This window comes from Streptomyces sp. NBC_00986 (genome assembly GCF_045162565.1).
Taxonomy (GTDB): domain Bacteria; phylum Actinomycetota; class Actinomycetes; order Streptomycetales; family Streptomycetaceae; genus Streptomyces.
In genome coordinates, this window is the sequence record NZ_CP108733.1 from 5,984,543 (window position 1) to 6,011,454 (window position 26,912).

General features: G+C 68.3%; 31 protein-coding genes. 16 read left to right on the plus strand and 15 right to left on the minus strand.

Annotation, left to right across the window (positions count from 1 at the left end):
* Positions 1-63: 63 nt before the first annotated feature.
* Together OG504_RS26525 and OG504_RS26530 are read right to left on the minus strand one after the other, a co-directional pair.
* Positions 64-1,035: a pirin family protein gene (locus tag OG504_RS26525; protein ID WP_078622785.1), complete on the minus strand. Its 972-nt coding sequence runs from the start codon at positions 1,033-1,035 to the stop codon at positions 64-66.
* A gap of 127 nt (positions 1,036-1,162) precedes the next feature.
* The gene (locus tag OG504_RS26530; RefSeq protein ID WP_019073480.1) at positions 1,163-1,636 is read right to left on the minus strand and encodes an SseB family protein; all 474 of its coding nucleotides are present in this window, start codon (positions 1,634-1,636) and stop codon (positions 1,163-1,165) included.
* 126 nt (positions 1,637-1,762) lie between these two features.
* Between OG504_RS26530 and OG504_RS26535 the strand changes: the two genes are divergently transcribed.
* From OG504_RS26535 to OG504_RS26550, 4 genes are all read left to right on the plus strand, one after another.
* The gene (locus tag OG504_RS26535) at positions 1,763-3,589 is read left to right on the plus strand and encodes an acyl-CoA dehydrogenase (RefSeq protein ID WP_405992068.1); all 1,827 of its coding nucleotides are present in this window, start codon (positions 1,763-1,765) and stop codon (positions 3,587-3,589) included.
* A 131-nt stretch (positions 3,590-3,720) separates the two neighbouring features.
* On the plus strand, positions 3,721-5,016 hold the full coding sequence (locus OG504_RS26540) for a M18 family aminopeptidase (protein ID WP_405992069.1): 1,296 nt from the start codon (positions 3,721-3,723) through the stop codon (positions 5,014-5,016).
* Positions 5,017-5,103: 87 nt separating this feature from the next.
* Positions 5,104-5,343 carry a DUF6458 family protein gene (locus OG504_RS26545; RefSeq protein WP_033285325.1) on the plus strand — a complete coding sequence of 80 codons (240 nt, stop codon included), beginning with the start codon at positions 5,104-5,106 and terminating at the stop codon, positions 5,341-5,343.
* 615 nt (positions 5,344-5,958) lie between these two features.
* Entirely contained in the window at positions 5,959-6,123 is a 165-nt protein-coding gene (locus tag OG504_RS26550) for a hypothetical protein (protein ID WP_405992070.1), read from the plus strand.
* A gap of 31 nt (positions 6,124-6,154) precedes the next feature.
* On the opposite strand, the gene OG504_RS26555 is transcribed toward OG504_RS26550, so the two are convergent.
* From OG504_RS26555 to OG504_RS26580, 6 genes are read right to left on the minus strand one after another with little or no spacing between them, the layout of a single operon-like run.
* Positions 6,155-8,002, minus strand: a complete 1,848-nt coding sequence (locus OG504_RS26555; protein ID WP_405992071.1) for a thioredoxin-like domain-containing protein — start codon at positions 8,000-8,002, stop codon at positions 6,155-6,157.
* A 45-nt stretch (positions 8,003-8,047) separates the two neighbouring features.
* Entirely contained in the window at positions 8,048-9,043 is a 996-nt protein-coding gene (locus tag OG504_RS26560; RefSeq protein WP_405992072.1) for a hypothetical protein, read from the minus strand.
* Positions 9,024-10,157 carry a DUF3696 domain-containing protein gene (locus OG504_RS26565; protein WP_405992073.1) on the minus strand — a complete coding sequence of 378 codons (1,134 nt, stop codon included), beginning with the start codon at positions 10,155-10,157 and terminating at the stop codon, positions 9,024-9,026. The genes OG504_RS26560 and OG504_RS26565 overlap by 20 nt, the downstream gene beginning before the upstream one ends.
* Entirely contained in the window at positions 10,154-11,326 is a 1,173-nt protein-coding gene (locus tag OG504_RS26570) for a DUF262 domain-containing protein (RefSeq protein ID WP_390166991.1), read from the minus strand. Before OG504_RS26570 ends, OG504_RS26565 begins: the two co-directional genes overlap by 4 nt.
* Positions 11,327-11,336: 10 nt before the next feature.
* A complete protein-coding gene (locus OG504_RS26575) occupies positions 11,337-11,573 on the minus strand; it encodes a hypothetical protein (protein WP_405992074.1) in 237 nt (78 codons plus the stop codon).
* Positions 11,570-12,025, minus strand: coding sequence for an ATP-binding protein (locus tag OG504_RS26580; RefSeq protein WP_405992075.1), 456 nt, complete (start codon positions 12,023-12,025; stop codon positions 11,570-11,572). The genes OG504_RS26575 and OG504_RS26580 overlap by 4 nt, the downstream gene beginning before the upstream one ends.
* A gap of 219 nt (positions 12,026-12,244) precedes the next feature.
* Here OG504_RS26580 and OG504_RS26585 point away from each other — a divergent pair, with 219 nt between their 5' ends.
* Together OG504_RS26585 and OG504_RS26590 are read left to right on the plus strand one after the other, a co-directional pair.
* Positions 12,245-13,090, plus strand: a complete 846-nt coding sequence (locus tag OG504_RS26585) for a helix-turn-helix domain-containing protein (protein WP_405992076.1) — start codon at positions 12,245-12,247, stop codon at positions 13,088-13,090.
* Positions 13,091-13,100: 10 nt separating this feature from the next.
* Positions 13,101-13,292, plus strand: a complete 192-nt coding sequence (locus OG504_RS26590) for a DUF397 domain-containing protein (protein ID WP_405992077.1) — start codon at positions 13,101-13,103, stop codon at positions 13,290-13,292.
* Here OG504_RS26590 and OG504_RS26595 read toward each other — a convergent pair.
* A complete protein-coding gene (locus tag OG504_RS26595) occupies positions 13,277-13,684 on the minus strand; it encodes a cupin domain-containing protein (protein WP_405992078.1) in 408 nt (135 codons plus the stop codon). The genes OG504_RS26590 and OG504_RS26595 overlap by 16 nt on opposite strands.
* A 52-nt stretch (positions 13,685-13,736) precedes the next feature.
* Here OG504_RS26595 and OG504_RS26600 point away from each other — a divergent pair, with 52 nt between their 5' ends.
* Positions 13,737-14,747: a GlxA family transcriptional regulator gene (locus tag OG504_RS26600; RefSeq protein ID WP_405992079.1), complete on the plus strand. Its 1,011-nt coding sequence runs from the start codon at positions 13,737-13,739 to the stop codon at positions 14,745-14,747.
* Positions 14,744-15,235 carry an LURP-one-related/scramblase family protein gene (locus OG504_RS26605; RefSeq protein ID WP_405992080.1) on the plus strand — a complete coding sequence of 164 codons (492 nt, stop codon included), beginning with the start codon at positions 14,744-14,746 and terminating at the stop codon, positions 15,233-15,235. Before OG504_RS26600 ends, OG504_RS26605 begins: the two co-directional genes overlap by 4 nt.
* Positions 15,236-15,256: 21 nt before the next feature.
* Here the strand turns inward: OG504_RS26605 and OG504_RS26610 are convergent, their stop codons facing one another.
* Complete coding sequence (locus tag OG504_RS26610) at positions 15,257-16,081, minus strand: carbon-nitrogen family hydrolase (RefSeq protein ID WP_405992081.1); 825 nt, start codon at positions 16,079-16,081, stop codon at positions 15,257-15,259.
* Positions 16,082-16,260: 179 nt separating this feature from the next.
* On the opposite strand from OG504_RS26610, the gene OG504_RS26615 reads away from it, so the two are divergent.
* Both OG504_RS26615 and OG504_RS26620 read left to right on the plus strand, forming a co-directional pair.
* Positions 16,261-17,085 (plus strand): maleylpyruvate isomerase family mycothiol-dependent enzyme, encoded by an 825-nt coding sequence (locus tag OG504_RS26615; RefSeq protein ID WP_405992082.1) that lies wholly within the window; start codon positions 16,261-16,263, stop codon positions 17,083-17,085.
* 104 nt (positions 17,086-17,189) lie between these two features.
* Positions 17,190-18,014 (plus strand): SAM-dependent methyltransferase, encoded by an 825-nt coding sequence (locus OG504_RS26620; RefSeq protein WP_405992083.1) that lies wholly within the window; start codon positions 17,190-17,192, stop codon positions 18,012-18,014.
* A 36-nt stretch (positions 18,015-18,050) separates the two neighbouring features.
* Here OG504_RS26620 and OG504_RS26625 read toward each other — a convergent pair whose 3' ends face one another.
* Together OG504_RS26625 and OG504_RS26630 are read right to left on the minus strand one after the other, a co-directional pair.
* Positions 18,051-19,370 (minus strand): nitrate/nitrite transporter, encoded by a 1,320-nt coding sequence (locus OG504_RS26625; protein ID WP_405992084.1) that lies wholly within the window; start codon positions 19,368-19,370, stop codon positions 18,051-18,053.
* Entirely contained in the window at positions 19,367-20,062 is a 696-nt protein-coding gene (locus OG504_RS26630; RefSeq protein ID WP_405992085.1) for a GntR family transcriptional regulator, read from the minus strand. Before OG504_RS26630 ends, OG504_RS26625 begins: the two co-directional genes overlap by 4 nt.
* Positions 20,063-20,321: 259 nt before the next feature.
* On the opposite strand from OG504_RS26630, the gene OG504_RS26635 reads away from it, so the two are divergent.
* Together OG504_RS26635 and OG504_RS26640 are read left to right on the plus strand one after the other, a co-directional pair.
* Positions 20,322-21,233 (plus strand): D-alanyl-D-alanine carboxypeptidase family protein, encoded by a 912-nt coding sequence (locus OG504_RS26635; RefSeq protein ID WP_405992086.1) that lies wholly within the window; start codon positions 20,322-20,324, stop codon positions 21,231-21,233.
* Between the two features lie 128 nt (positions 21,234-21,361).
* On the plus strand, positions 21,362-22,099 hold the full coding sequence (locus OG504_RS26640; protein ID WP_405992087.1) for a hypothetical protein: 738 nt from the start codon (positions 21,362-21,364) through the stop codon (positions 22,097-22,099).
* On the opposite strand, the gene OG504_RS26645 is transcribed toward OG504_RS26640, so the two are convergent.
* The 3 genes from OG504_RS26645 to OG504_RS26655 are packed head-to-tail and all read right to left on the minus strand — an operon-like array spanning position 22,096 to position 23,337.
* On the minus strand, positions 22,096-22,296 hold the full coding sequence (locus OG504_RS26645; protein ID WP_405992088.1) for a DUF397 domain-containing protein: 201 nt from the start codon (positions 22,294-22,296) through the stop codon (positions 22,096-22,098). The genes OG504_RS26640 and OG504_RS26645 overlap by 4 nt on opposite strands.
* A 3-nt stretch (positions 22,297-22,299) precedes the next feature.
* Positions 22,300-22,470 (minus strand): DUF397 domain-containing protein, encoded by a 171-nt coding sequence (locus tag OG504_RS26650; protein WP_405992089.1) that lies wholly within the window; start codon positions 22,468-22,470, stop codon positions 22,300-22,302.
* Positions 22,471-22,473: 3 nt separating this feature from the next.
* Entirely contained in the window at positions 22,474-23,337 is an 864-nt protein-coding gene (locus OG504_RS26655) for a DUF5753 domain-containing protein (protein ID WP_405996436.1), read from the minus strand.
* Between the two features lie 258 nt (positions 23,338-23,595).
* Between OG504_RS26655 and OG504_RS26660 the strand changes: the two genes are divergently transcribed.
* From OG504_RS26660 to OG504_RS26675, 4 genes are all read left to right on the plus strand, one after another.
* A complete protein-coding gene (locus tag OG504_RS26660; RefSeq protein WP_405992090.1) occupies positions 23,596-24,051 on the plus strand; it encodes an ATP-binding protein in 456 nt (151 codons plus the stop codon).
* A gap of 123 nt (positions 24,052-24,174) precedes the next feature.
* The gene (locus OG504_RS26665; RefSeq protein WP_405992091.1) at positions 24,175-24,606 is read left to right on the plus strand and encodes a WXG100 family type VII secretion target; all 432 of its coding nucleotides are present in this window, start codon (positions 24,175-24,177) and stop codon (positions 24,604-24,606) included.
* Positions 24,607-24,714: 108 nt separating this feature from the next.
* Positions 24,715-25,032 (plus strand): WXG100 family type VII secretion target, encoded by a 318-nt coding sequence (locus OG504_RS26670; protein ID WP_405992092.1) that lies wholly within the window; start codon positions 24,715-24,717, stop codon positions 25,030-25,032.
* Positions 25,032-26,894, plus strand: a complete 1,863-nt coding sequence (locus OG504_RS26675) for an RNase A-like domain-containing protein (protein WP_405992093.1) — start codon at positions 25,032-25,034, stop codon at positions 26,892-26,894. The genes OG504_RS26670 and OG504_RS26675 overlap by 1 nt, the downstream gene beginning before the upstream one ends.
* The last annotated feature ends 18 nt before the right edge of the window (positions 26,895-26,912 follow it).

Genomic DNA, 26,912 nt, shown 5'->3' on the forward strand with positions numbered 1-26,912 from the left:
CGACACGGCTGAAGCCCCGTCCACACATGGACGGGGCTTCGGTTGCTTCCGCTCGGGTGAGGCCTACAGGCCGCCCTCACCCATTCCGTGCACGGCCGGGATCGTGCCCAGCCGACCCTTCTGGAAGTCCTCGAACGCCTGCTGCAGCTCCTCGCGGGTGTTCATGACGAACGGGCCGTAGTGCGCCATCGGCTCGCGGATCGGCTGGCCGCCCAGGATCGCGACCTCCAGGTCCGGGGTGTTCCCGTCCTGCTGCTCGTCCGCGCGGACCGTCAGGGACGAACCCGCGCCGAAGACTGCGGTCTGGCCCATGTGGATCGCCCGCCGCTCCGCACCGACCGAGCCCTTGCCGGCCAGGACGTACGCGACACCGTTGAAGTCCTCGCGCCAGGGCAGCGTGACCTCCGCACCCGGCGCCACCGTCGCGTGGATCATCGTGATCGGCGTGTGCGTGATGCCGGGGCCCTGGTGGCCGTCCAGCTCACCGGCGATGACGCGCAGGAGCGCGCCGCCGTCCGGGGTCGTCAGCAGCTGCACCTGGCCACCGCGGATGTCCTGGTAGCGCGGGGGCATCATCTTGTCCTTGGCCGGCAGGTTCACCCACAGCTGCAGGCCGTGGAAGAGCCCGCCGGACACGACGAGCGACTCCGGCGGCGCCTCGATGTGCAGCAGGCCCGCGCCCGCCGTCATCCACTGCGTGTCGCCGTTGGTGATGGTGCCGCCACCGCCGTTGGAGTCCTGGTGGTCGAAGACGCCGTCGATGATGTAGGTGACGGTCTCGAAGCCGCGGTGCGGGTGCCAGGGGGTGCCCTTGGGCTCGCCCGGCGCGTACTCCACCTCGCCCATCTGGTCCATCATGATGAACGGGTCGAGGTGGCGGTAGTTGATCCCGGCGAACGCGCGGCGCACCGGGAAGCCCTCACCCTCGAAACCGCTGGGCGCGGTCGAGACGGCGAGCACGGGACGTGCCACGGCGTCGGCCGGCGCGGCCACGCGGGGCAGGGTCAGCGGGTTCTCTACGGTCACTGCAGGCATGTCGGGACCTCCTTGTGCGTCGAGTTTAGTTGAGCGTTGAACTTTCTGCTACCCCACAACAGAAGAAGCCCGGAGGGCATTCCCTCCGGGCTCGGACCGGGACGAAGCGACCGGTACGGGGTCGCGATCAGCCGTACATCCTCCGCATCGCGAACTCCACCATCTGCTCGACCGCCTTGGCGTCGAACACCATCCGGTGCTCGCCCTCCATGTCGACGACGAAGCCGTACCCCGTCGGCAGCAGGTCGATGACCTCGGCGCCGGTGATCACGAAGTACTTGGACTCCTTGCCGGCGTAGCGGCGCAGTTCCTTGAGCGAGGTGAACATCGGGATCACCGGCTGCTGGGTGTTGTGGAGCGCGAGGAAGCCCGGGTTGTCGCCGCGCGGGCAGTACACCTTGGAGGTCGCGAAGACCTGCTGGAAGTCCTCGGCCGCCATCTGCCCGGTGGTGAACGCGCGCACCGCGTCCGCGAGCGAGGGCGGGGACGGCTCGGGGTAGAGCGGCGGCTGCTGGCCGTAGCCGCCCACGCCGCCGGCCATCTGCTGCTGGGGCGGGACGTACCCCTGCTGAGCGCCCACGTTCTGGTCGTAGCCGTACATGCCCGCAAGAGTAACGAGTCACAGATGGACGGCTTGGGGTTGCGTCTTATTACCGACGGGTAGCATCATCGTAGCTACTGCTTAGTACACGTCTCGCTGTACATATCTTTCTACGGAGTCGTCGCCATGGGGCACTACAAGTCGAATCTCCGCGACATCGAGTTCAACCTCTTCGAGGTCCTCGGGCGCGACAAGCTGTACGGCACCGGTCCGTTCGCGGAGATGGACACGGACACCGCGAAGAGCGTCCTGGCGGAGCTGACGCGCCTCTCGGAGAACGAGCTGGCCGAGTCCTTCGCGGACGCCGACCGCAACCCTCCCGTCTTCGACCCCGAGACCAACACCGCGCCCGTCCCGGCCTCCTTCAAGAAGTCGTACAAGGCGTTCATGGACTCCGAGTACTGGCGTCTGGGCCTGCCCGAGGAGATCGGCGGCTCCACCGCGCCCCGCTCCCTCATCTGGGCCTACGCGGAGCTGGTGCTCGGCGCGAACCCGGCCGTCTGGATGTACTCCTCGGGTCCCGCGTTCGCGGGCATCCTCTTCGAGGAGGGCAACGACGTCCAGAAGCACATCGCGAAGATCGCCGTCGACAGGCAGTGGGGCTCCACCATGGTCCTCACCGAGCCCGACGCGGGCTCGGACGTCGGCGCCGGCCGCACCAAGGCCGTCCAGCAGGACGACGGCTCCTGGCACATCGAGGGCGTGAAGCGCTTCATCACGTCCGGTGAGCACGACATGTCGGAGAACATCCTCCACTACGTCCTCGCCCGCCCCGAGGGCGCCGGACCGGGCACCAAGGGCCTGTCCCTGTTCCTCGTCCCGAAGTACGAGTTCGACTTCGAGACCGGCGAGCTGGGCGAGCGCAACGGCGCCTACGCGACGAACGTCGAGCACAAGATGGGCCTCAAGGCCTCCAACACCTGCGAGATGACCTTCGGCGACCGCCACCCCGCCAAGGGCTGGCTGATCGGCGACAAGCACGACGGCATCCGGCAGATGTTCCGCATCATCGAGTTCGCCCGCATGATGGTCGGCACGAAGGCGATCTCCACCCTGTCGACGGGCTACCTGAACGCGCTGGAGTACGCCAAGGAGCGCGTCCAGGGCCCCGACCTGGCGAACTTCATGGACAAGACCGCGCCCAAGGTCACCATCACGCACCACCCCGACGTGCGCCGCTCGCTCATGACGCAGAAGGCCTACGCCGAGGGCATGCGCGCCCTGGTCCTGTACACCGCCGCGATCCAGGACGAGATCCAGGTCAAGGAGGCCTCCGGCGAGGACACCGCCGCCCTGGAGGCCCTCAACGACCTGCTCCTGCCGATCGTCAAGGGCTACGGCTCCGAGAAGGGCTACGAGCAGCTCGCCCAGTCGCTGCAGACCTTCGGCGGCTCCGGGTTCCTCCAGGAGTACCCGATCGAGCAGTACATCCGGGACGCCAAGATCGACACCCTGTACGAGGGCACCACCGCGATCCAGGGCCAGGACTTCTTCTTCCGGAAGATCGTCCGCAACCAGGGCGCGGCCCTCAACTCCCTCGCCGAGGACATCAAGAAGTTCCTCGCGCTGGGCACGGGCGGCGAGGACCTGGCGGGCGCCCGCGAGCACCTCGCCAAGGCGGCCGTCGAGCTGGAAGCCATCGTCGGCCTGATGCTGACCGACCTCGCGGCGACCGAGCAGGACGTCAAGAACATCTACAAGGTGGGCCTCAACACCACCCGCCTGCTGCTCGCCTCCGGTGACGTCGTCGTCGGCTACCTGCTCCTCAAGGGCGCGGCGATCGCCGCCGAGAAGCTGGAGACCGCGTCCGCGAAGGACAGGCCGTTCTACACCGGCAAGATCGCGGCTGCGAAGTTCTTCGCGGCCAATGTCCTGCCCGGTCTGACCCTCGCCCGCAAGGTGGCCGAGGGCGTAGAACTGGACCTGATGGAGCTGGACGAGGCAGCCTTCTAGACAGCCTCGCACCAGCCCCGCACCACGTTCCGGGACAGACCGGAACAGCTTCGCGAAACCCCACATCGCCCTTGCGAGGGCCCGCTCCCGGCGCCGGGAGCGGGCCCTCGTACGTCGTTAAGGTGAACCCCATGAGCGAACCCTCCCGCTTCGACCGCGGCCACACCGACGACCTGATGTCCTTCCTGGCGGCGAGTCCCACGCCGTACCACGCCGTGGCGAACACCGCCGAGCGGCTGGAGAAGGCCGGATTCAGGCAGGTCGCCGAGACGGACGCCTGGGACGGCACGAGCGGCGGCAAGTACGTGCTGCGCGGTGGCGCGATCGTGGCCTGGTTCGTCCCCGAAGGTGCGGCCCCCCACACCCCCTTCCGCATCGTCGGCGCGCACACCGACTCCCCGAACCTGCGGGTCAAGCCGCGCCCCGACACCGGCGGGCACGGCTTCCGCCAGGTCGCCGTCGAGATCTACGGCGGCCCGCTGCTCAACTCCTGGCTGGACCGGGATCTCGGTCTGGCCGGCCGGCTGACCCTGCGGGACGGTTCGACCCGCCTGGTGAACGTGGACCGGCCGCTGCTCAGGGTGCCCCAACTCGCCATCCACCTGGACCGTTCCGTGTCGGCGGACGGGCTCAAGCTGGACAAGCAGCGGCACCTCCAGCCGATCTGGGGCCTCGGTGACGACGTCCGCGACGGCGACCTGATCGCCTTCCTGGAGGAGGAGTCGGGGCTCGCGCCGGGCGAGGTCACCGGCTGGGACCTGATGACGCACTCCGTCGAGGCGCCCTCCTACCTGGGCCGCGACCAGGAGCTGGTCGCCGCCCCGCGCATGGACAACCTGCTCTCCGTGCATGCCGGTCTGGCGGCCCTCACCTCCGCCGCCGCCCGCGAGAACCTGCCGTACATCCCCGTGCTCGCCGGTTTCGACCACGAGGAGAACGGCTCGCAGTCGGACACGGGCGCGGACGGGCCGCTGCTCGGCGGGGTCCTGGAACGCTCGGTGTTCGCGCGCGGCGGATCCTACGAGGACCGGGCGCGGGCCTTCGCCGGCACCGTCTGCCTGTCCTCCGACACGGGTCACGCGGTGCACCCGAACTACGCGGAGCGGCACGACCCGACGCACCACCCGCGGGTCAACGGCGGACCGATCCTCAAGGTCAACGTCAACAACCGCTATGCCACGGACGGTTCGGGCCGCGCGGTGTTCGCCGCCGCCTGCGAGAAGGCCGGTGTGCCGTTCCAGACCTTCGTCTCCAACAACTCCATGCCCTGCGGCACGACGATCGGCCCGATCACCGCGGCCCGGCACGGCATCAAGACCGTGGACATCGGCGTGGCGATCCTCTCGATGCACAGCGCCCGCGAACTCTGCGGCGACCGCGACCCGTTCCTGCTGGCCAACGCGCTGGTGGCGTTCCTGGAGGGCTAGCCAACTCCCGCCTGGAGCATGGGTGTTGCCTTCCCGGGTACCCGGAGGCGGACCGGGCCGACCGGACCGGACAGGGAGGCAACACTCATGGGCCTGGGCGGATGCATCATTCTCATCGCCGTCGGCGCGATCCTGACGTTCGCGACCGACTGGCACATGCAGGGGGTCAACCTCGACCTGGTCGGCGTCATTCTCATGGTCGTCGGGCTGATCGGGGTCGTGACGTTCAGCAGCATGGCGCGGCGCCGGCGCGTGGTGATACCGGGTCAGACGACCGTCGTCGAGGACGACGAGACGCGCGGCTACCGCGGTGGCTACGGCGCCTGAGCGGACAGCCGGCGGGGGCCCGATCCACGTAATCCAGCGCGGTTATGTGGGCGTATCCCACACTCGGGCCGAATCGCCCGAACAGGACATACAAAGCCAAACGCGAGCATTCCGTGACGCGGTGTGCATTGTGCGGTTGTGTGAACCTCGTGAAGACTTCGTGCAGTTGAGGGCCCGGGGAGAGGCAGCCCCGGGCCCGTCTCGCGATCTTCACGAGGGGGGCCGCTGCCGTGCTCGAACCACGGCTGGTGGTCCTCATCCCGGCCCACAACGAGGCGGACCGCATCGGCGCCGCGATCGAGGGCCTGTGGCGGCAGACCCGCAGGGCCTGTCCGGCGGATCAGGCCGCAGGAGAGCAACGGCACCTGATCAGTACCGGTGAGCGGGGCCTGGTGCGTGCAGCTGCAAGGCGGAGGAGGGCGGCGACGCGGAGCGTCGGCAACCGACGACAACGCCGCTGGGGGTCCCCCCACGTCTAAGGCAATGGGGGAGTGCGTGCCAGGCCCCACGTCTGCGGCATGATCCGCCGGACAGGCCCTGAGCCCCACCCCTCACGCACCGGAACGCTTCACCGGAGCCCTTCGGCTCTGTCGGAACCCTTCAGGAGAAACGTTCATGTACGGAAGAGTCGTCGGCGTCGGCACCACCGGCGCCGGAGGTGCCACGCTGACCGCGACGGGCCTGTGGCTGAACAGCAAGGCGATGATGGTGGCGGCGACGACGCTGGTGGCGGCTGGAATGGCGCTGTACAAGCTGGCACCGCGGGCGCGCCGCCGCTGAACCTGTCTGTCCCCGTTGCTGATCCCCCGTTTCAGGCGTCCTGGTCGGCCCGGTCGTCCATGCCTGCCAGCACGAGGGGGAGCCGGTCCGCCCCGCCCTCGGTGAGGCGGACCGGAACACCCCAGTCCTGCTGGTGGACATGGCAGGCGGGGTACTCGTTGGAGGGGTCGTCGTCGCAGGAGGCGGCCATCGCGGAGACGTGCAACACACCTTCCGCCACGGCCGGGTTGAGGGCGAGAGTGCGGTTGAGGTCCGTGCCCGCGCCCTCGCCGCCGACGAGCAGTTCGGGCGGGGTCGCGGAGACGAGCAGCCGGGTCGAGGGGCCGTAGCGCGTGTCGAGCTTCTGCCCGGCCGGGGCCTGGAAGATGACGTCCAACTTCAGCTCGCCGGGGGCGACTTCGGTGGCCGCGCGCTGGGTGCGATGGGCGACGGACTCGACGCGTACGGCCTCTTCGGGCAGCCGCAGCCGGGTCAGCCGGTGCCGGGCGGACTCGACGACCAGGATGTCGTCGCCGACGAGGACGGCGTCGCTCGGCTCCCTCAAGTCCGTTGCCAGCGTGGTGACTTCGCCGGTCGCGGGGTCGTAACGGCGCAGGGCGTGGTTGTACGTGTCGCTGATCGCGACCGAGCCGTCCGGGAGCGCGGTGACGCCCAACGGGTGCTGGAGCAGCGCCTGTTCGGCGGATCCGTCACGATGCCCGAAGTCGAAGAGTCCGGTGCCGACGGCGGTGTGGACGGCACCGTCGAGGTCCACCCAGCGCAGGGCGGACGTCTCGGAGTCGGCCAGCCACAGCCGGTCGGCGGTCGCGGCGAGCCCGGAGGGCTGAGCGAACCAGGCCTCGGGTCCGGACCCGTCGACGAGACCTTCGTTGGTGGTACCGGCGGTCACGGCGACGGTGTTGTCGTTCGGATCGTAGGCCCAGAGCTGATGCACGCCGGCCATGGCGATCCACACCTTGCCCTGCCACCAGGCCACGTCCCAGGGGGACGAGAGGCTGACCTCGCGCGCGGGGCCGGAGGTGGGCTCGCCCTGCATCCACTGGCGGCCGGTCCCCGCGAGGGTGGTGACGGCGCCGGTGGTGAGGTCGAGCCGTCGTAGGGCGTGGTTCACGGTGTCGGCGACGACGACGGAGCCGTCGTCGAGGAGGGCGAGTCCCTGCGGTTCGTTGAAGGTGGCGGAGTCGGCCGAACCGTCGTGCAGGCCGCGTGCCCCGGAACCGATCCGCCGTACGACCGTCTCGCCGTCCGCCGCCAGCTCGACGAGCTGGTGCCGGGTGGTGTCGCTGACGAGGAAGGTGCCGGAGGGCAGGGCCAGTGCCTTGCCCGGGAAGCGCAGGACCGTCGGCTCCGGTTCGGGTGCCACGTACGGGCCGTCGCCGCGCCGGAGTGTGCCCTTCGCCGTGTGCTCGGTCTCCAGTTCCTCCACCAGGCGCTCGATGGCGTGCGCGTGGCCCTCGCCCGCGTGCTGCGCGACGACGTAGCCCTCCGGGTCGATGACGACGAGCGTGGGCCACGCGCGGACGGCGTACTGCTTCCAGGTCGCCAACTCCGGGTCGTCCAGCACCGGATGCTCGACGCCGTACCGCTCGACCGCGTCCACGACGGCCTGGTGCTCGGCCTCGTGCACGAACTTCGGCGAGTGCACGCCGATGATCACGACCGTGTCCCGGTGCTTCTCCTCCAGCTCACGGAGTTCGTCCAGGACGTGCAGGCAGTTGATGCAGCAGAAGGTCCAGAAATCCAGGATGACGATGCGTCCCCGCAGGTCGGCGAGGCTGTACTGCTTCTCACCCGTGTTCAGCCAGCCGCCCTTGCCGGTGAGCTGGGGGGCGCGGATGCGGGCGCGGCGGGGAGTGGGTGCCTGGGATGCATCGGTCATGGATCAAGAGTGCCACTCGCCACTGACAGTCACCTCGCCGGGCAGTCACGTCGCGAGATGCTCCACGAAGATCCCGATGAGTATCCGGCCGTCCCGCTCGGGGATCGGCAGGGAGAAGTGCACGCGGTCGCGGTCATAAAGGCGTTTGCCGTGCCAGTCGCAGCGGTAGGTGACGCCATCGTGCTCGACGTTCCGTTGCTCCCACGCCTTCGCGTTTTTCTTTGTGTTGGCGCTCTCTGCGGAGATCTTCAGATCCATCGCGTCAAACCTGCGCATGACCTGGCTCAGGTCGCCGCCGCAGTCGGCCAATGTCTGGGTGAAGTGGTCGTTGAGCGCACCGAGGAGCCTGACCAGCCAGGACAGTACCTCGGCGTAGGAGCCCTTGAAGTGGTGCAGGCGCAGGGAGTCGGCGAAGAGCAGCCGGGGGAAGGCGTCCTCGGTGAAGGCGAAGAAGTGCTCGGCCGGGACGGGTTCCTGGGTGAACAGGCCTCGCCAGAAGCCCGGAGCGTCCTCCGGTGTCCGCAGGACGTGCGCCTTCACCTCGTCGTAGCCCGTCTCCGTCGTTCGCGTGACGGTGAGCCAGCCGGACGGCCAGTCGGGTTCCTTGGCGTACGGCGCGAGGAGGCAGGACATGGCCCGGCCGTCCGCCGCCCTGGCCAGGGCGTGTGCCGTGCCCCAAGAGGGCTCGCGCCAGGGGCCGTCGGCCACGCGGACCGGCTGGGGCACATCCGCCTCGCCGGGTTCCACGCGCTTGCACTTACCCAGCAGCTTCTGCAGCCGGACCCGCTTGTCGCGGGGCAGTCCGCCATCCGGTGAGTAGAGGACGTCGAACAGCGCGACGGACGGGCGGCACTCGGTTTCGTACGCGGGTTCCATGAGAGCTGCCGTGCGGCCGTCCGCCAACGGCTCCAATAACTCCGCGAGCAGGTCGAGCGCGTCCTGAAGATCCGCGTCCGTCAGCTCCCGCCAGTCGAAGCACTCCTCGCCGACGACGACGCGGTAGTCGTCCCCAGCCGTGGCATCACCTGTCACGTCGAGCACGGGCGAGCCTCCCCAGGTCGGTCTCGATCTGGTCGAAGAAGCCGCTCGGCCAGTGACTGAGCTCGCCCTTGTCGTTGATGCCGATGGGCAGGGTGCGGTCGTGGTCGAAGTAGTGCGTGACCATGTCCTTCGCGGGGAGCGAGCCGTCCTGCGCTACGGCGAGCCGGGCGCCGTTGAGGACGTGGTCGCTGTGCGTCTCCACGAGTACCTGCACCCCGCTGCCCGCCACACGCGCGAGGAAGCGGCCCAGACGGGACTGTCCTGCCGGATGCAGATGGGCCTCTGGATTCTCGACGATCAACAGGTCGCCCGGCTCGGTGAGCAGACCAGCGACGATGACAGGCAGGGCGTAGGAGACGCCGAAGCCGGTGTTGGCGGGGCGGATCTCCTCGCCGATGAGGCTCGTCTCACCGAAGCGGATAGTCCCGGCCATGATGCCTGCGGCCAAGCGGGCGGTGATGCGTAGTGGCCGGATGATCTCCGATGCCCACGCCTCGGCCTGGGCCCTCAGCTGCGGACCGGCGCCGTCAGGGTGATGCAGCGGACCCCGCACCTCCCCGCGCGGGCTGCGGGGGCCGATCGCACGGGTCTCGCGCAGCGCCAACACCTGTGCCGTGAACTCGCCGCGCACACCCACCCCGATCCGGTCGGGTTCGTCGGCGGACAGGGCCAGGGTGTCGCGCGGGCCGAGGCGCTCCGCACACAGATAGGTGAAGGCGGGATCGGCGACACCCGGTCCGATACCGGGTACGACCGGCACCGGGAGCCGCCGTACGTCTAGATGCAGGGCCTGTTCGGCATCGGGCAGGCCGAAGCCAAACACCCATGACTCACCGCCCGGTCCGCCGAGTCGTACCGTGATCTCCGTCGCACCGGATGTCCAGTTGAGTACGTCGCGGGCCTCGCCGAGGGCCAGACCGAGCGGCCCGTTCAGCCGGACCGTGCCGCCCGCCTTGCCGCCGCCGGACATGGCCGCCAGCCGGGCCAGCAGCAGGGACTGGATCACCGTGCTCTTGCCGCCGCCGTTGACGCCGGTGAGGACGGTCAGGGGGCGCACTTCGAACGACTCCGACTCGAATCGTTTGAAGCCCCTGATCTCCAGGGAGGTGATCACCGGCCGGCTCCCGCGTCCTCGACGGCGGCCTTGAAACGGTAGTCGACGCGGAACCGGTCAGCTGTGGAGGAGGTGATGGCGTTGAGGTAGACGAAGTCGACGGTCATCCGCGTCCGCGCGGCCTGTACGACCGCCGTGCGGCGCGCGCGCAGATCGGCGGTGGTGTGTTCGGGGTCGGCCAGGGCGAGTGACCAGCTCTCGAACATGGCGCGGTTGATCGGACGGCGGTAGTCGTCGCCCTTGGGCCACTTGCGGAAGGCATGCTCCCCGAAGACGAGGTACGCATGGGTCATCGCACGCTCGAAGGCGGCCTCCAGCGCGGACACCCGCTCGTCCGGGACCTGCTTCGGATCGTCGAGCAGCTCGGTGGCGTCCATCAGGAACAGTTCCATCATGGGACGCTCCTGGTACGCCTCAACGCCCTTCAGCCAGAACGCGGCGAACCTCAGCGCCATCTCCCGGTCGTTCATCCGGATGTGGTTGGTGAGGCGGCCGCCGGTGGCCTTGGCGAAGGCGTCCGTGTGGGTCATCCGGTGCAGGATGTCCCTGCTGCGCGGGCTGCTCATGCAGTGCCGGATCTCCTGCGCGTTCAGCGGGGTCCCACCGGTGTTGATCCGCTTGAAGATCTCGTACGTCACTCCGCGCGGGGTCGTCGGGTCGATCACGTTGACGATCAGTTGGGTGTTGTTGATCCGCCGTTGGAACGGTACGGGGAGATCGCTGAAGCGCAGGTCCTTCAGGTCGTCCAGGTGCTCCAGCTTCCCAAGGGCGAACCCGGTCTTCTCTCCTCCCCGGACGAAGGCGTGCAGCGTGGACAGCCGTTGCAGCCCGTCGACGACCCGGAACGACCCGTCCGTGTCCTCCGCGAAATAGAAGGCCGGCAGCGGGATCTGAAGCAGCAGGGACTCGACGAGCAGGGACTTCTGGTCGGCGCGCCACACCTGCAACCGCTGGAAGTCCGGAGCGAGTTCGATGGAACCCTCGTCGATCTGGTCGAGGATGTTTCGCAGGGAGAACTGGCTGGTGTTCACCCGGATCTGGTCGGGGTTCCACGGCCGTTGGATCCGCTCGGTGTCCCCGCCGGAGTCCTCGACCTCGATGTCCGTGGCGTGTCCTTCGAACACGTCCTCCACGACGTCCGGGGTCGTCTGCGCACCTTCGATTGCCATGCGCGCCATCCTAGGGGCGGGTGATCGAGGGGATGGGGGCGTTGCGCCGATCTCCCCCGACGTGCTTCGGCGGTGCGTGGTGCTGGCTGGCGGCGATGCCCAGGACGTCTGTCAGGGACTCGACCAGGCGGCGGGCGATCCAGCGGAGTTCGTCGGCTGTCAGAGGTGCGTCGTCGTCCACCATCGGCCGGGCGAGGCCCAGGATGACGGCCGCTGTTTCGAGTTGCCCGCGTCGCTGGTCGATCATGGTGATACCGGGCGTCGTACGGGCGGCTCCGCGGCCGGCCCTGCGGGCAGGTCGAACCACACGCCCTTGCCCTCCGGGTGCGGTTGCCCGCCGTACGGGATGTCCGGGCCGTGCCCCCAACGGCCCTCGGTGACGGCGTCCACCAGGTACAGACCCCGGCCACCGCCTCGCTCATCCGGTTCAGCCGTCAACTCCCTTATCACCGGCGGGTTCTCGTCCCCGTCGTACACCACGACCCGCAACCGCTCCTCCTCCACCGCCAGCCACAGCACCGTGCCGTCACCGCCCTTCGCGTGGACGCAGGCGTTGGTGACGAGTTCCGAGGTGCAGAGGATCGCGTCGTCGACCAGGGCGCGGTCCAGCTCCAGCGTGCGCAGGACAGTGGCGACGAAGTCGCGGGCGATGTGGGGGGAGGTGTCAAGGGGTGGACAGATGAGGGTGTATGAGGGCATGGGGCATCAACTCCGGTGAGGTGATGGGGGTTTGCGTGATCCCGGGCTCGTTGCTGTCCGGCGCCCCGGTGTCGACGGTCGGGGTGGCGCTTCCAACGGGCGGTGGGCGTGCGGGAGTTGCGGATGGGTGACCATGCGGGCACCCTCCGTGAGTACGTCACGAAGGTACTCGGTATATTTGCAACGCCGCAACCGGGTCAGTGGAACTGAGGAGATGTCATGCCGCCGAGGGTCATCCCCACCGCACGTCAGGTACGCCTTGGCGCGGAGTTGCGCAGGTTGCGCGAGGCGGCGGGGCTGGTATCCCGTGACGTCGCGGCCTGGCTGGGGACGAACCAGGCGCAGATCAGCAACATCGAGTCGGGGAAGCACGGCATCAGCGAGGAGCGGCTGCGAAGGCTCGCCGAGCACTACGCCTGCGATGACGCCCGGGTCATCGACGCACTGGTCGACATGGCCAACGAGCGGGACAAGGGCTGGTGGGAGGAATTCCGGGGCGTGGTGCCTCTCCAGGCTCTGGATCTCGCCGAGTTGGAGCACCACGCGTCGTACGTCCGCACCTTCGAGGTTGTACACATTCCGGGAATCCTGCAGACCGAGGACCATGTGCGCAGCGCCTCGGTATTTGCGCAGCCGCATCTTCCCGAGGACGACCGCGAGGCTCGCATCGCCTTCCGGATACGACGCCAGCAGGTACTCAAGACCGGAACGCCGTATGACGTGATCATCCACGAGGCCGCGCTACGAATGCGCGTCGGCGGACCCAAAGTCACCTGCGCCCAGTTGGAGCACCTTCTCCAAGCATCCGAGCAGGCGAACGTGACGATTCGCGTCATTCCGTTCGTGGCCGACGGCTTCGCTGGTGCGGGATTTCCTCTGCAGTACGTTGGCGGGGTGGTCCCCCTACTGGACACCGCGCAGATCGACACAACGCACGGCGCCGAGTTCATCGATGCCCCCGCCCAACTGAACCGCTACCGAGCCCGCCTTGAACGAGTCGAAGGTGCCGCCCTCCCGCCGGAGGCGTCCCTCGGCTTCATCCGCCGTATCGCTCAGCAACTGTGAAAGGTATGCCGTGTCTCAGTCTCTCCGCTGGCAGAAATCGTCGTTCTCAGGAGGAGACGATGACACCAACTGCCTGGAGATAGCCACCGCCCCCACCACGCTCCACCTCCGCGAGAGCGACGAGCCCGCCACGCTCCTCTCACCCACCCCCACCGCCCTGAACGCCCTACTCACCGCCATGAAGGGTCAGTTCAGGGTGTGACCCGTCGTCGCGTCCACGTGGTCCGGGATCTCGTCATGGTGGTCGCCGACCGTGAGCGTGCCGGTCGGTTCGAGGACGAGGATCTCCGACGGGACCGGGGCGTACGGCTTGTGTTCCGTGCCGCGTGGGACCGTGAAGACAGAGCCCTTGGGGAGGACGACCGTGCGTTCGCCGGAGCCCGAGCCTGCCGACTCCCTTAGCGCGATGTGCAACTCGCCCTCCAGAACCAGGAAGAACTCGTCGGTGTGGTCGTGGGTGTGCCAGAGGTGTTCGCCCTCGACCTTGGCGACGCGGACGTCGTAGTCGTTGACGGTGGTGACGATGCGGGGGCTCCACCGGTCCGTGAAGGAGGCGAGGGCGGCAGGGAGGGAGATGGGTTCCGTGGCTGTCATGGGGTCAGCCTGCGGGGTGTCGGGGTGGCCTCACGAGTGCTAGGAATCGCACATGCCGCAAGGATCCTCTCAGCGTTTCCCTTCGAAGCCTCATCGTGTCGCCGTCATCGTCGACGAGGGCACCAACCCCTTCGAAGTGGGCGTCGCCACCGAGCTGTTCGGGCTGCCGCGGCCCGAACTCGGGCTGCCCGGGCCGCTGTACGAGGTGCTGGTGTGCACGCCCGCGCGTGAGGTGCGGATGAACCACGGCTTCTTCACCCTCAGCGGGGCGCACGGTCTCGACGCGGTGGACTCGGCGGACACCCTCGTCGTGCCGGGCCGGCCCGACAACGTCGTACCGCGCGGGGCCGCCGTTCTCGACGCCATCCGGCGCACCCACGCGCGCGGGGCCCGTGTCATGAGCCTGTGCACCGGGAGCTTCGCGCTCGCGGAGGCGGGGTTGCTGGACGGGCGCCGGGCGACCACGCACTGGATGTGGGCCGACCGTTTCCGCACCCTGCACCCGCGCGTGCGGCTCGAACCGGACGTTCTCTTCGTGGACGACGGGGACATCCTCACCGCCTCCGGCAGCGCCGCCGCGCTCGACCTGGGGCTGCATGTCGTACGGCGGGACCATGGCGCCGAGATCGCCAACGCGGTGTCCAGGAGGCTCGTTTTCGCGGCCCACCGGGACGGCGGGCAACGGCAGTTCGTGGAGCGGCCGTTGCCCGACGTGCCCGACGAGTCGCTCGCGCCGCTGCTTGCGTGGGCGCAGGAGCGGCTGGGCGAGCCGCTGACGGTGGCCGAGCTGGCGGGCCGGGCGGCGGTCAGTCCGGCGACCCTGCACCGGCGCTTCCGTGCGCAGCTCGGGACGACGCCGCTCGCCTGGCTGACCGGGGAGCGGGTGGCGCTGGCGTGCCGGCTGATCGAACGCGGGGAGGAACGGCTCGACGTGGTCGCGGCGAGGTGCGGTCTGGGGACCGGCGCGAACCTGCGGGTGCGGCTCCGGAGGGAGACCGGATTGAGCCCGTCGGCCTATCGGCGGCGTTTCGGACCGGCTGCCGGGGAAGCCGTAATGTCATGAGATTCCTCGTACGCGATCGGATCCTCGGCTTCGGTGAGGATTACTGGATCGAGGACCAGAACGGCAACAAGGTGTTCCTGGTCGACGGCAAGGCCATGCGCATCCGGGACACCTTCGAGTTGAAGGACACGCACGGGCGCGTGCTCATCGACATCCACAAGAAGATGCTCGCCCTGCGCGACACGATGGTCATCGAACGGGACGGTGAGCCCCTGGCGACCATCAAGCACAAGCGCTTCTCCCTGCTACGCAACCACTACAAGGTGTCCCTGGTCGACGGCACCGAACTCGACGTCAGCGGCAAGATCCTCGACCGCGAGTTCGGCGTCGACTACGACGGTGAGCTGCTCGCGCAGATCTCCCGGCGCTGGCTGCACATCCGCGAGACCTACGGCGTCGACATCGTCCGCGAGGACGCGGACGCGCCGCTGCTGATCGCGGTGGCGGTCTGCGTGATCCACCTCGCGGAGAAGGAACGGGAGGACTGACGCCCTACCGGAATCCGCTCCTCATCCGACTCGCCGCGGAGTCTCCAGCCCCAGCACCCGGTCCTTGAGCGCCGGGAACTGTTCCCGCGTCACGGCGACCTTCCCCGGGTCGAAGTCCACCGTGAGGGTCTCCTCGCCCGCGCCCGCCTCCGCGAGGACCTCGCCCCAGGGGTCGACCACGATCGAGTGACCGGCCTGGGGAACTCCGGCGTGGGTACCGGCCGTTCCACAGGCGAGGACGAAGGACTGGTTCTCGACCGCTCGGGCCTGGGCGAGGAGGGTCCAGTGGGAGCGGCGGCGTTCGGGCCAGCCGGCGGGGAGGACGAGGGTCTCGGCGCCGGCGTCGACGAGGCCGCGGAAGAGTTCGGGGAAACGGAGGTCGTAGCAGGTGGCGAGACCGAGAGTCGTGTCGGGGAGACGGACCGTCACCAGTTCGCCGCCCGCGCCCATCAGTACGGCCTCGCCCTTGTCGAAGCCGAAGCGGTGGATCTTGCGGTAGGCGGCGACCAGTTCACCGGAGGGGGAGAAGACTAGGGACGTGTTGTAGAGGGGGCCGGAGCCCGCGGCGGAGCCGCTGTCAGATGCTGTGCGTTCGGGGATCGAGCCCGCGTGCAACCACACGCCCGCGTCGCTCGCCGCCTTGGCCATCGCCTCGTAGGTCGGGCCTTCCAACGGCTCCGCCTCCTCGGCGAACCGCTCGTAGGCGAACGCACCCGTCGTCCACAGCTCCGGCAGGACCACCAGATCCGCACCGGCCTGCTCGCGGACGAGGGACACCATCCGAACCCGGCGGGATTCGACCGATTCGCCCTCTTCTACGGCGATCTGGATGAGGGAGGCGCGCACACTACCACCGTCCTGGCATTCGAGCCGTTCACACGGGCCTACGATCGTCACACGAAAGCACTGCCGGGGTGCCTCACAGCAGCGTAACTTAGCGTTCCAAGACACCCGCCGACAGCCACCTCCCGCTGGCAACGCCGCCCGCCACCCGACCTGTACCGACCGCCGAGGGGTCCCGTTCCGTGAGTCTGCATCCCACTCTCCAGCCCTACGCCGACGCCTGGACCCACTCCATCGACGCGATATCCGAGCTGGTCACCCCGCTCGCGGAGGGAGAGTGGAACCGGCGAACGCCGTGCCCGGGCTGGTCGGTGCGTGACGTGGTCTCCCATGTCATCGGGCTGGACAACGAGATGCTCGGCGACCCGCGCCCCATCCACACCCTCCCCCGCGACCTCTACCACGTCACCAACGAGCACCAGCGGTACATGGAGATGCAGGTCGACGTACGACGCCACCACACGGCGCCGGAGATGACGTCGGAGCTGGAGTACACGATCATCCGCCGCAACCGTCAGCTGCGGAACGAGTCGCGCGACCCCGGCACAAAGGTCCGCGGCCATGTCAGCACCGAGGTCACCCTCGAAGAGTCCATGCGGAACCACGCGTTCAACGTGTGGGTGCACGAACAGGACCTGCGCACCGCCCTCGGCCGCCCCGGCAACCTGGACTCGCCCGGCGCGCACATCGCCCGTGACGTGCTCCTCGCCGCGCTCCCGAAGGTCGTCGCCGACGACTCGGGCGCCCCGCGCAGTTCGGCGGTCGTCTTCGACGTGCACGGCCCGATCGAGTTCCTCCGTACGATCCGCGTCGACATCCAGGGCCGCGGCACCCTGGAGACGGCCCCCGCGCTCGGCCCCGCCGCGACCCTGATCCTCGACTGGGAGACGTACGTACGGCTGGCCTGCGGGCGGGTCACCGTCGACTCTGTGTCGGACAAGGTCAAGGCGGACGGCGATCCGGAGCTGTCGGCTTCGATACTGCGGAACTTCACCGTCACCAAGTAGCACGAGGCAACCCGCCCAAGTCGGTCGCCGGGTGCGGGAATTCGCTCGCCGCGGGCGGGAAATTCGTTGTCGGTGGTCTGCCGTCCGCGGCTAGCCTCCGCCGCATGTCTGACGTGACGTCCAAAACCGAGAAGCCCCAGAACACCCGGAAGACCCAGCCCGACGACGGGCCTCCCCGGCTCACCCGGCTCGCCTTCCACAGCCCGCTCTCCGAGGCACGCGCCGACGGGATCGTGCGGCGGCTGGCCGGTGCGGGGCCGCGCACGGTGCTCGACATCGGCTGTGGCTGGGGCGAGTTCATGCTCCGGGTGCTGGCCGTCGTACCGGATGCGCGGGGTGTCGGAATCGACGTGAACGCGCGGGATCTGGCGCGAGGGCGGCGTGATGCCGAGGCGCGGGGGCTCGCGGAGCGGGTCGAGTTCGTCGAGGAGTCGGCCGTGGGGACAGGGCGCGGGCCGGCCGATCTCGTGCTGTGTCTGGGTGCGAGTCAGGCCCTCAGTGACGCGGAGCCTCCCGAGCACACCACCGAAGCCCTGCGGGAGTTGCGGCGGCTCGTCGCCGACGGCGGACGGGTGCTGCTCGGTGAGGGGTTCTGGCAACGCCCGCCCACGACGGCCGAGTTGGCCGGCATGTGGCCGGAGGCGCGTGCCGACGAGCACTACGACCTGGGGACGCTCGTCGATCGCGCGGTGGCGGCCGGGTTCCGGCCCGAGTGGACCGAGACGGCGAACGCGGACGAGTGGGAGGAGTTCGAGTCGGCGTACCAGGCGGACGCGGAGGTGTGGCTCGCCGGGCACGGCGACCATCCGCTGGCCGCCGCGACCCGCGAACGCCTCGACCGGCACCGGGCCCAATGGATGAGCTACCGGGGCGTGTTGGGGCTCGCCTACCTCACGCTGGTACCCGTCGTACCCGTCGTACCGGCGTAAGAAAGTCGTAGGAGAGCGGTGTGAGAAGGGACGGGTTCACGCGGGCACGTGGACCGTCTCCACCCGGCTCGCCACGAGGCGTTCGCTCTCGCGGCGGGCCGCCCGGCTCCGCAGCCGGAGGATCTGGCTGACGCCGACCGCCTGGAGGACGAAGATCACCGAGAAGGCGATCGAGTAGTTGTCGCCGGTCGCGTCGAGGAGCACGCCGACCAGGAACAGGGTCGTCATCGAGGCCACGAAACCACCCATGTTGGTGATTCCGGAGGCGGTGCCCTGACGCTCCGGCGGGTTCGCCGGGCGGGCGAAGTCGAAGCCGAGCATCGAGGCGGGGCCGCAGGAGCCGAGCACCGTGCAGAGCACGATCAGCAGCCACATCGGCGCGTGGTCACCGGGGTAGAGGAGCGTGACCGCCCACACGAGGGCCGTGGCGCCGACCGTGCCGAGCGCCAGCGGCAGCCGCGCGGTGTGGTGCCGGGCGACGATCTGGCCGTAGACCAGGCCGACGAGCATGTTGGACAGGACGACGAGGGTGAGGAGTTCACCGGCGGTGGCCCGGGACAGTCCTTGCGCCTGGACCAGGAACGGCAGGCCCCACAGGAGCAGGAACACCATCGCCGGGAACTGGGTGGTGAAGTGCACCCAGAGGCCGAGGCGGGTGCCCGGTTCGCGCCAGGAGGCGGCGATCTGACGGCGGACGTAGGCGGCGCCGCGGTGCGGGAAGGGGGCCGGTTCGTGGCCCTCCGGGTGGTCCTTCAGGAACAGAAGAAGCAGGACGAGGACCACGACCCCTGCGAGCGCGCTGCCCGCGAAGGCGGCCGTCCAGCCGATGCCGTGCAGCAGACGCGCGATCACCAGGGTGGAGACGAGATTTCCGGCCATTCCCGCGAGGCCCGCGAGCTGGGCGACCATCGGGCCGCGACGGGCCGGGAACCAGCGGGTGCCGAGCCGCAGCACGCTGATGAACGTCATCGCGTCACCGCAGCCGAGCAGCGCGCGCGAGGCGAGAGCGGTGCCGTAGGAGGGCGAGAAGGCGAAGCCGAGCTGGCCGGCGGTGAAGAGGACCACTCCGATGGTCAGCACCTTCTTGGTGCCGAGGCTGTCGACGAGGAGGCCGACGGGTATCTGCATGCCCGCGTAGACCAGCAGTTGGAGGATCGAGAACGTCGACAGCGCCGAGGCGTTGACGTGGAAACGCTCGGCCGCGTCGAGGCCGGCGACACCGAGGGACGTACGGAAGATGACGGCGACGAAGTAGACGGAGACGCCGATGCCCCACACGGCGAGGGCGCGGCGGCCGCCGGGCGGATCACCGGGCAGGGACATCGCCGCACTGGAACTGCTACTGCTGCTGCTCATCGGACCTCGCCCCGCGCCAGGTGGGAGAACCAGTCGACGTGCTGGTGGACGATCCCGGCGGCCGCCTCGGCGTCGCCGGTGCGCAGCGCGTCGAGGATCGCCGCGTGCTCGGTGAGGGTCTTGGCGATGCGGTCGGGGTGCGAGTGCATGATGGCGACGCCCATCCGCAGCTGCCGGTCGCGGAGTTGGTCGTAGAGGCGGGAGAGGATCTCGTTGCCGCCGCCGCGGACGATCTCGGCGTGGAAGCAGCGGTCGGTGACGGCGGCGCCGGCCAGGTCGCCCGCGGCGGCCTGTTCCTTCTGCCGGTCGAGGAGTTCTTCGAGCCGGGCGATGAGGGTCGGTGACGCCGGTACGACCTTGCGGACCGCGTGCTGCTCCACGAGCATCCGGGTCTCGACCACGTCCGCGATCTCCTGCGAGGAGACGGGCAGGACCAGGGCGCCCTTCTTGGGGTAGAGCTTGATCAGCCCCTCGACCTCCAGGCGCAGCAGTGCCTCGCGCACGGGTGTCCGTGACACTCCGACGGCCTCGGCCAACTCGCCCTCGGTGAGCAGGGTTCCGCCTTCGTAACGCCGGTCCAGGACACCCTGTTTGACGTGGGTGTAGACGCGGTCGGCGGCGGGGGGTTGCTTGACGGCGGGAGGGGCGGAACCGGTGGCGGCGGGGGACGGAGCGAGGGACGGGGACGGCATGAGGACAGCATAGATACAACACGTACGCATGAGGACGGGCGGTCCAGGATGCGGACGGAACCGAATGGGGTCGGGCGTGCGTCTAGGGAGGTGCATTTCCGCGGCCGGTTCTCGGGGGCGTTTCACACATTCGGGGAACCCGGCGCAGCAACCGCACAACCTTCTGTGCTACTTACGTGTCACACACGTACGGCCCTTTCTTTCCCCCCTCCAACTGGGCCGTTCCTCAGGGGCATTCAACGTATTCGGGGTACCTCAGTTGATTACTGCCATTACCGGCATCAAGGGCAGCCGCTTCCGCAGAGCCGCCGCGGTCACCGTGACCGCAGGCGCTGTGCTCGCGACCGGCGCCCTGACCGCGGCACCCGCGCAGGCTGTCACGACGCCCACGATCGTGGCCAAGGGCGGCTACCTGATGAACAACGCCAACGCGTCGTCGTTGTTCAACAAGAAGGCGGACACCAAGCTGTCCACCGGCTCGACCACGAAGATCATGACCGCCAAGGTCGTGCTCTCCCAGTCGAACCTGAACCTCGACGCGAAGGTCACCATCCAGAAGGCGTACAGCGACTACGTGGTCGCCAAGAACGCCTCGCAGGCCCACCTGATCGTCGGCGACAAGGTCACCGTCCGCCAGCTCCTCTACGGTCTGATGCTGCCGTCGGGCTGCGACGCGGCGTACGCGCTGGCCGACAAGTACGGCGCCGGCTCGACCCGGGCCGCGCGCGTGAAGTCGTTCATCGCGAAGATGAACTCGACGGCGAAGACCCTCGGCCTGACGAACACGAAGTTCGACTCGTTCGACGGCATCGGCAACGGCAACAACTACTCGACGCCGCGCGACCTGACGAAGCTCGCCAGCAACGTGATGAAGAACGCCACGTTCAAGACGGTCGTCAAGACCAAGTCGTACAAGGCGAAGACCATCACGAAGACCGGCAGCACCCGCACGATGGCTGCCTGGACCAACACGAACACCCTGCTCAACAGCTACAGCGGCACGATCGGCGTGAAGACCGGCTCCGGCCCCGAGGCAAAGTACTGCCTCGTCTTCGCCGCCACCCGCAACGGCAAGACGGTCATCGGCACGGTCCTCGCGTCGACGTCGGTCGCCCAGCGCGAGACGGACGCGAAGAAGCTGCTCAACTACGGCTTCGCGAAGCTCGGCTGACGTCTGGTCATCCATCCGCGCATTGACTCCGAGGGACCTGCCGCATGCCAGCGGCGGGTCCCTTTGTCGTACGGCGGCTTGTCGTACGGCTTTCTCGTACGATCGTCACGTGAGGAGTTGAGTCGGCGATGTCGGCGAACGACCGGGAGCTGGCGCAGTACTTCGCTCTTGAGGGCGCCCGAACTCTGCTCAGCCAGTACAGGGACTACGGCAATCCCGTCCCCGACGACGCCGAAGTGTGGCGGCGGGACCTGTTCCCGGTGATCCGGGGACTGTGGAACGCCGGGGAGGACGGCGGCCGGGATCTGTACGAGATCGCGGCCCAACTCCACCTGGCGGCCGATCTGTTCGCGCACGACCCGGCCGGCGGACACCCCTCCCTCAGGAACTTCCCGAGGGCCGAGTCGGCGGCCCGCACACCCGAGGTCTATCGGGCGGTGGCAGCGTATGTGGAGCGCTGGAAGGCGCCGTTCGACCGGGAAACACTCTTCGGCACACCCCTGACCGCCCCTGAACTCGCCCTGCGTTTCCCCCGGTTGAAGCAGTTCCTGGTGAACTACTTCGGCCAGGACGGACTCGCCGTCGACGACGACATGATGGACGCCACGTTGGAGGAGGGCCTCCACCTGGTCATCTCGGACACCCACCCATGGTGCCCCTGGCAGCTGCCGGGACTGATCGCCGAGTGCGCGGAGGCACGCGCGGTGTTCCACACCGAGGAGCAGTTGGACGCGTTCTTCGGCGGGGGCGGGATGGGAGGAGGGTCGGCCGGCGAACGGTTCAGCGACTTCTTCCCGATCGTCGTCGACGCGTTCACGGAGCACCTGAGGGAAGCACACGCGGGGATGTGGGTGCGGGGCGGCTAGGCCGGGTTGGGGTTCGCTTGGCGTAGGTGCGTGGTGAACATGGTCCAAGCGGAGGGGGTTAGGTGGAGAAGGGGGCCGTTCGGTTTCTTGGAGTCGCGGACGGCGATGGTGGTGGGGTTGTTGCGGGCGACTTCCACGCATTCCTGACCGGCATCTCCGCCGCTGTGACTGGACTTGACGAACACGAAGCGGGGCACGGTTTACAGGTCCCTGGTGAATGCTGCCCATGCGGTGCGGGTGAGTCGGAGTATCGCCCCGTCCACGTCCTTCGAGTCACGGACAGCGATCGTGCCGGGGACGTTGCGAGCGACCTCGACACACTCGCCGTTACCGCTGCTGTACGTGGACTTGGTGAACTCGAAGGGGGGCACGGCTCACAGCTCCTTGCGGATGCGTTCGATCAGGGCAGTGGAATCGCGAAGGGCGAGTCCGCTGCGGGCGATCCGCTCGAACGTGGTGTTGTGGCGTGCGGCGTCGGCCTCGCTCTCCAGCCACAGGGTAGATGAGGTGGTGTCCATGTAGACCACGTCCATCGCGCCGGGTTCCGCGAAGGACACGACGCTGAAGGCGCTGGTCATGCCGGGATGGGAACCCGCGAGGAACGGAACCACCTGAAGCCGGACGTTCGGCCGGCGGGCCACCTCCGACAGATGCGCCAGTTGTACCCGCATCACCTCACGGCCACCGACGAGTTGGCGCAACGCCCCTTCGCCCACCACCGCCCACAGGTTGAGAGGGCTTGCGTCCGTCAGCCGTGCCTGTCGCGCGATCTTCGCCTCGACGAAGCGCTCGACGTCGTCCGGGTCGTCCCAGTCGGCGTTGCCGATCGCGAGAGCACGGGCATAGTCCGGGGTCTGCAACAGGCCCGGGACAAAGGCGCCTTGCCATGTGCGGACCCCGGTCGCGATGTCCTCCAGGGCCACGTACTCCACCAGGGCGCGCAACTCCGGGTACTGGTTCCACCACCCCTTGGCCTTACGGCGCTCACGGTCCGTCCTGGCGAGGCTCAGCAACCGCTCCACGGCCTTCGGGTCGGTCACGCCGTACAGATCGCACAGGATCCGGATGTCGGGATCCCGGAACGGCACCCACCCGCGCTCCATCTTGGCGACCTTTGCCGCCGTCGCCGACAGAGCCTCGGCGGCCTGCGGCTGGGTGAGCCGCGCGTCGTCACGCAGCCTCAGCAGCTCACCGCCCAACTTGCGGGCGAGAACGGTGGATACGCGATTCCCGCGCATGAACTGGCCTGCGGTCACGTCGGATTACCTCCCGGGTCGCGGCCAGTGTGCAGTTCGCCGAAGCAGCACCGCAAGCAAATTTGGGGACAGATTTCCCCGAGACTGCTTGCACACGCTTCAGGGAACTCGCTACCTTCAGTACTCAATCGCCCACCCAGCGACACCAGTTGGCGGAAGTGCACCGCGCTGCCCTCACACAGCACGGCAGAGCCACCCCACCTGGCCCCCGTCCCCACCCCGCACAAGGAGGTGCCCCCGGTGACCGACTCCTGTCCTCCCGGACCCCCCAACCCCCACAACCGCCGCTACGACCACTACGACGCCGTCACCTACACCCCGTACCCGATCAACATCCCCCGCGCCCGCAGACAGGTCGCTCACCTCACCGCCATCTGGGGACACCCCCACTCCGCCGGCGACGCGGCGCTACTGGCAAGCGAGTTGTGCACGAACGCGTTACTGCACGGGTGCCTCCGGGACCGTCTGTTCCGCGTGGAGACGTCCCTCACCGGCAACGCCCTGCGCGTCGCGGTCACCGACCCGAGGGAAGAGCGGCCGCGGCTTCCGTTCCCCCAAACCTCCACTCCCGGCGACCAGTTCGGCCGAGACCTGCTCATCGTCCGTACATTGGCCGCCCGTTGGGCCGTGGAGAGACTCACCGTCGGGAAAACCGTGTGGGCCGAGCTGAACATCGCGGGGCGCCGCGAGACGTAACTCCGTGACCCGTCAAGGCCATCCGGCGACCTGGCCGCCTCGCTTCGAGGTCACCGCGAACCGTAGGATTATTGCAACAGCAAGTGACGTGTGATGTCGACGCGACGGGGGCGGAGATACGGCATGACAGTGCCCGGAACCGGCACGGGCCAGGGCGGCAACCCTGACCTGCACGTGTCGTCCAAGGACCTCACCAAACTCGCCGGCGACCTCGACGACATGCAGGACCACCTCGACAAGCAGGTCAAACGCATGGACGCGATCGTCGACCGCGTCGAGGCCGGCTGGCGCGGCCCGGCGGCGACGGCGTACCGCGAGTTCCACCGCGCGGCGACCGAGGACGCCGTACGCATCCGCGAAGTGATGAAGCTGCTGGAGCAGGCCGTGCGGATGAGCCGGGACGGTTTCTCCGCGCACGACATCGAGGTGTTGGAGCAGATGCGGAGGATCCAGGTGGACGTCGGCAGCGAGGTCGACAAGCTGTCGACGCCCAACACGGACGCGGCGACGGGAGTCGATGGGGCGCCCCCGCGCAGCAGCCTCGACTCCTTCTGATCCTGCTGACCACCCTTCTGGCCCTTCTGGCCCTTCTGGCCTTTCTGAACACGGGCCACCAAGTGCCCATCAGCCGGCCATAGTTACCGACCGATATCCAGGGGGATCATGTCGACCGGGGCTTCCGCCGACGACAGCCACATATCCGTCTCCTTCGCCACGCTCCACGACCTCACCGCCGAGCTGGAGGACATCCTCAAGCAGCTCAACGGCAGACTCGACGACCTCTACGACCGTGCCGAACCGGTCGTCCTGTCGTGGAAGGGCGAGGCCCGCGAGGTCTTCGTGCAGAAGCTCGACGAGTGGGACCGGTCGGCGCAGGATCTGCAGGCAGCGCAGAAGTGGCTGCACGCGTATGTCACCACCGGTCACGCGAACTATGCCGCGGCGCACCGGGCGGTGCTGCGCGGCTGGGGGGCCGTCTGATGACAACACCCGCCCCTTCACCGTCGACCACGCCTCCGGCCACCACAGGCAGCGGCTCACTGCCCGCCCCCTCGTCCGGCTCCGGAGGCACGACCACCCCTGCCCCCTCTCCCGGTTCCCTCCAGGACCCGCAGGGCAAGGACATCTCCCAGCAGGACACGGTCTCGGCGCGGCAGCAACGCTCCGACGAACTGGCCGCGATGAAGCCCGCCGCGCCGGGCAGCAGCGTGGTCACGGGGTTCGACGTCCAGCCGCCGCACGTGTACTACGCGTCCTTCATGCTGCGGAACGCCCAGTACGACTTCGCCGACCGGGCCAAGAGCCTCGTCGACACGCTCGACGGATACGAACACGCGGTGGGCTGCGGCTCGGGACCGAAGGCCTTCGCCAAGGCATACGCGGAAGTCGCGGCCCTCTTCCTCGACGTCTGGGACAGGGCCACTGAGGGCGTCGGCGGTGCGGCGGTCGGCCTGACGGTGACCGCCAACAACTACGCGGAGGCAGAGCACGCCACCAATATCCTGACACCGGCGGTGGTGAAGAAGAGCCCACCGGCTGTGCTCAAGAAAGCCGGCGCGGGCGGCCCGGTCGCCGAGCTCGGCTGGGGAGACGCCTCCGGCGAGGACGGCTGGGGCAACGCGATCATCGACGAAGTCTCCGGCGCGCTGAGCTGGGTCGGCGACCAGGTGATCCGCCCCGTCCTCAAGCACGCCCTGCGGCACGGGAAGGTCGCGGACATCACGCCGGGCGGCGACGACGTCGACCTTCCGAAGATCGCGCAGGCCTGGCGGCAGGCAGGCACGGACGCCAAGAAGTCCGCGGGAACGTTCGACGACGCCATCGGCTACATCACGAATCCCTCGCCGGGGAACGACGAGTGGCAGAGCGCGATGAAGCAGTTCTGCTCGGCGATCTGGGGGACGTCCGAGTGGGGAAAGGAGCACCAAGGCTACAAGTGGGCCCACAAGGACGGTCAACAACCCGCACTGGATGTCGTCCAGGACACCGCGAGCGCCGTCGCAGTGGCATGTGACCAGGTCAGCACCCAAGTGACAACGATCCGGTCCACGATCACCGACGTCTACAAGGACGCTGCGGCGAAGACCTTCGCCGTGAAAGGAGTCCTGGACGCCCTGGAGAAGCTCGGTGAACTTCCCGAGCTGGCGGCGGAGTTCATCTCCAACATCGACACCGGGCGCCTGAACCACGCTGTGGACTCCTACAACCACGAGATACATGGTCTTGCCGTCGACCTGGGCAAACTCAAGCCCGCGCTGGAAGAGGCGAGGAACAGTGTCCCCACCTACGCCGCCGAAGAGGGTCGCGCGGAGGCTTTCGGTACTCGCTCGCTCAATGAGTTCAGAGAGCAGCCGCTCTATACGGTTGCGGGCGAGGACAAGGCAAATCACTTCTATCCGGTCGACCTGGCGAACCAGGAAGGTGTGCACAAGAGCCACATCATCGATAAACATGTCGGACAGACCGACGCACAGCTCCTGAACAGACTCAGGGACCAGCCGACCATTAATGCCGCGTCCACGTTCCCAGATCTGACCGTCGCGCAGAAGGCAACGCAAGATGCGATGGATGAGATCGGACCGGCAAACAACCCGACAAATGCCGGAAAGCCGAATGTTGGCGTGAACAATCCAGAAAAGATCGAGAAATGGCTGGCCGGTCCGCGTCATGACGGATCGATGCTGAACCTGGATCCCGTGAAATTCGACTACGCGACCGGAAGAAGTATACCCAATGGATCGACATCGGCTCATGAAACGTACGGAGCCAAGGTCGTACTCAAATACAAGTCCGGCATCGTTCCTCCATACGTCGTCTACACTTCGATGCCGAGCAACCCCTAACGTCCGAGTGAGTGATTG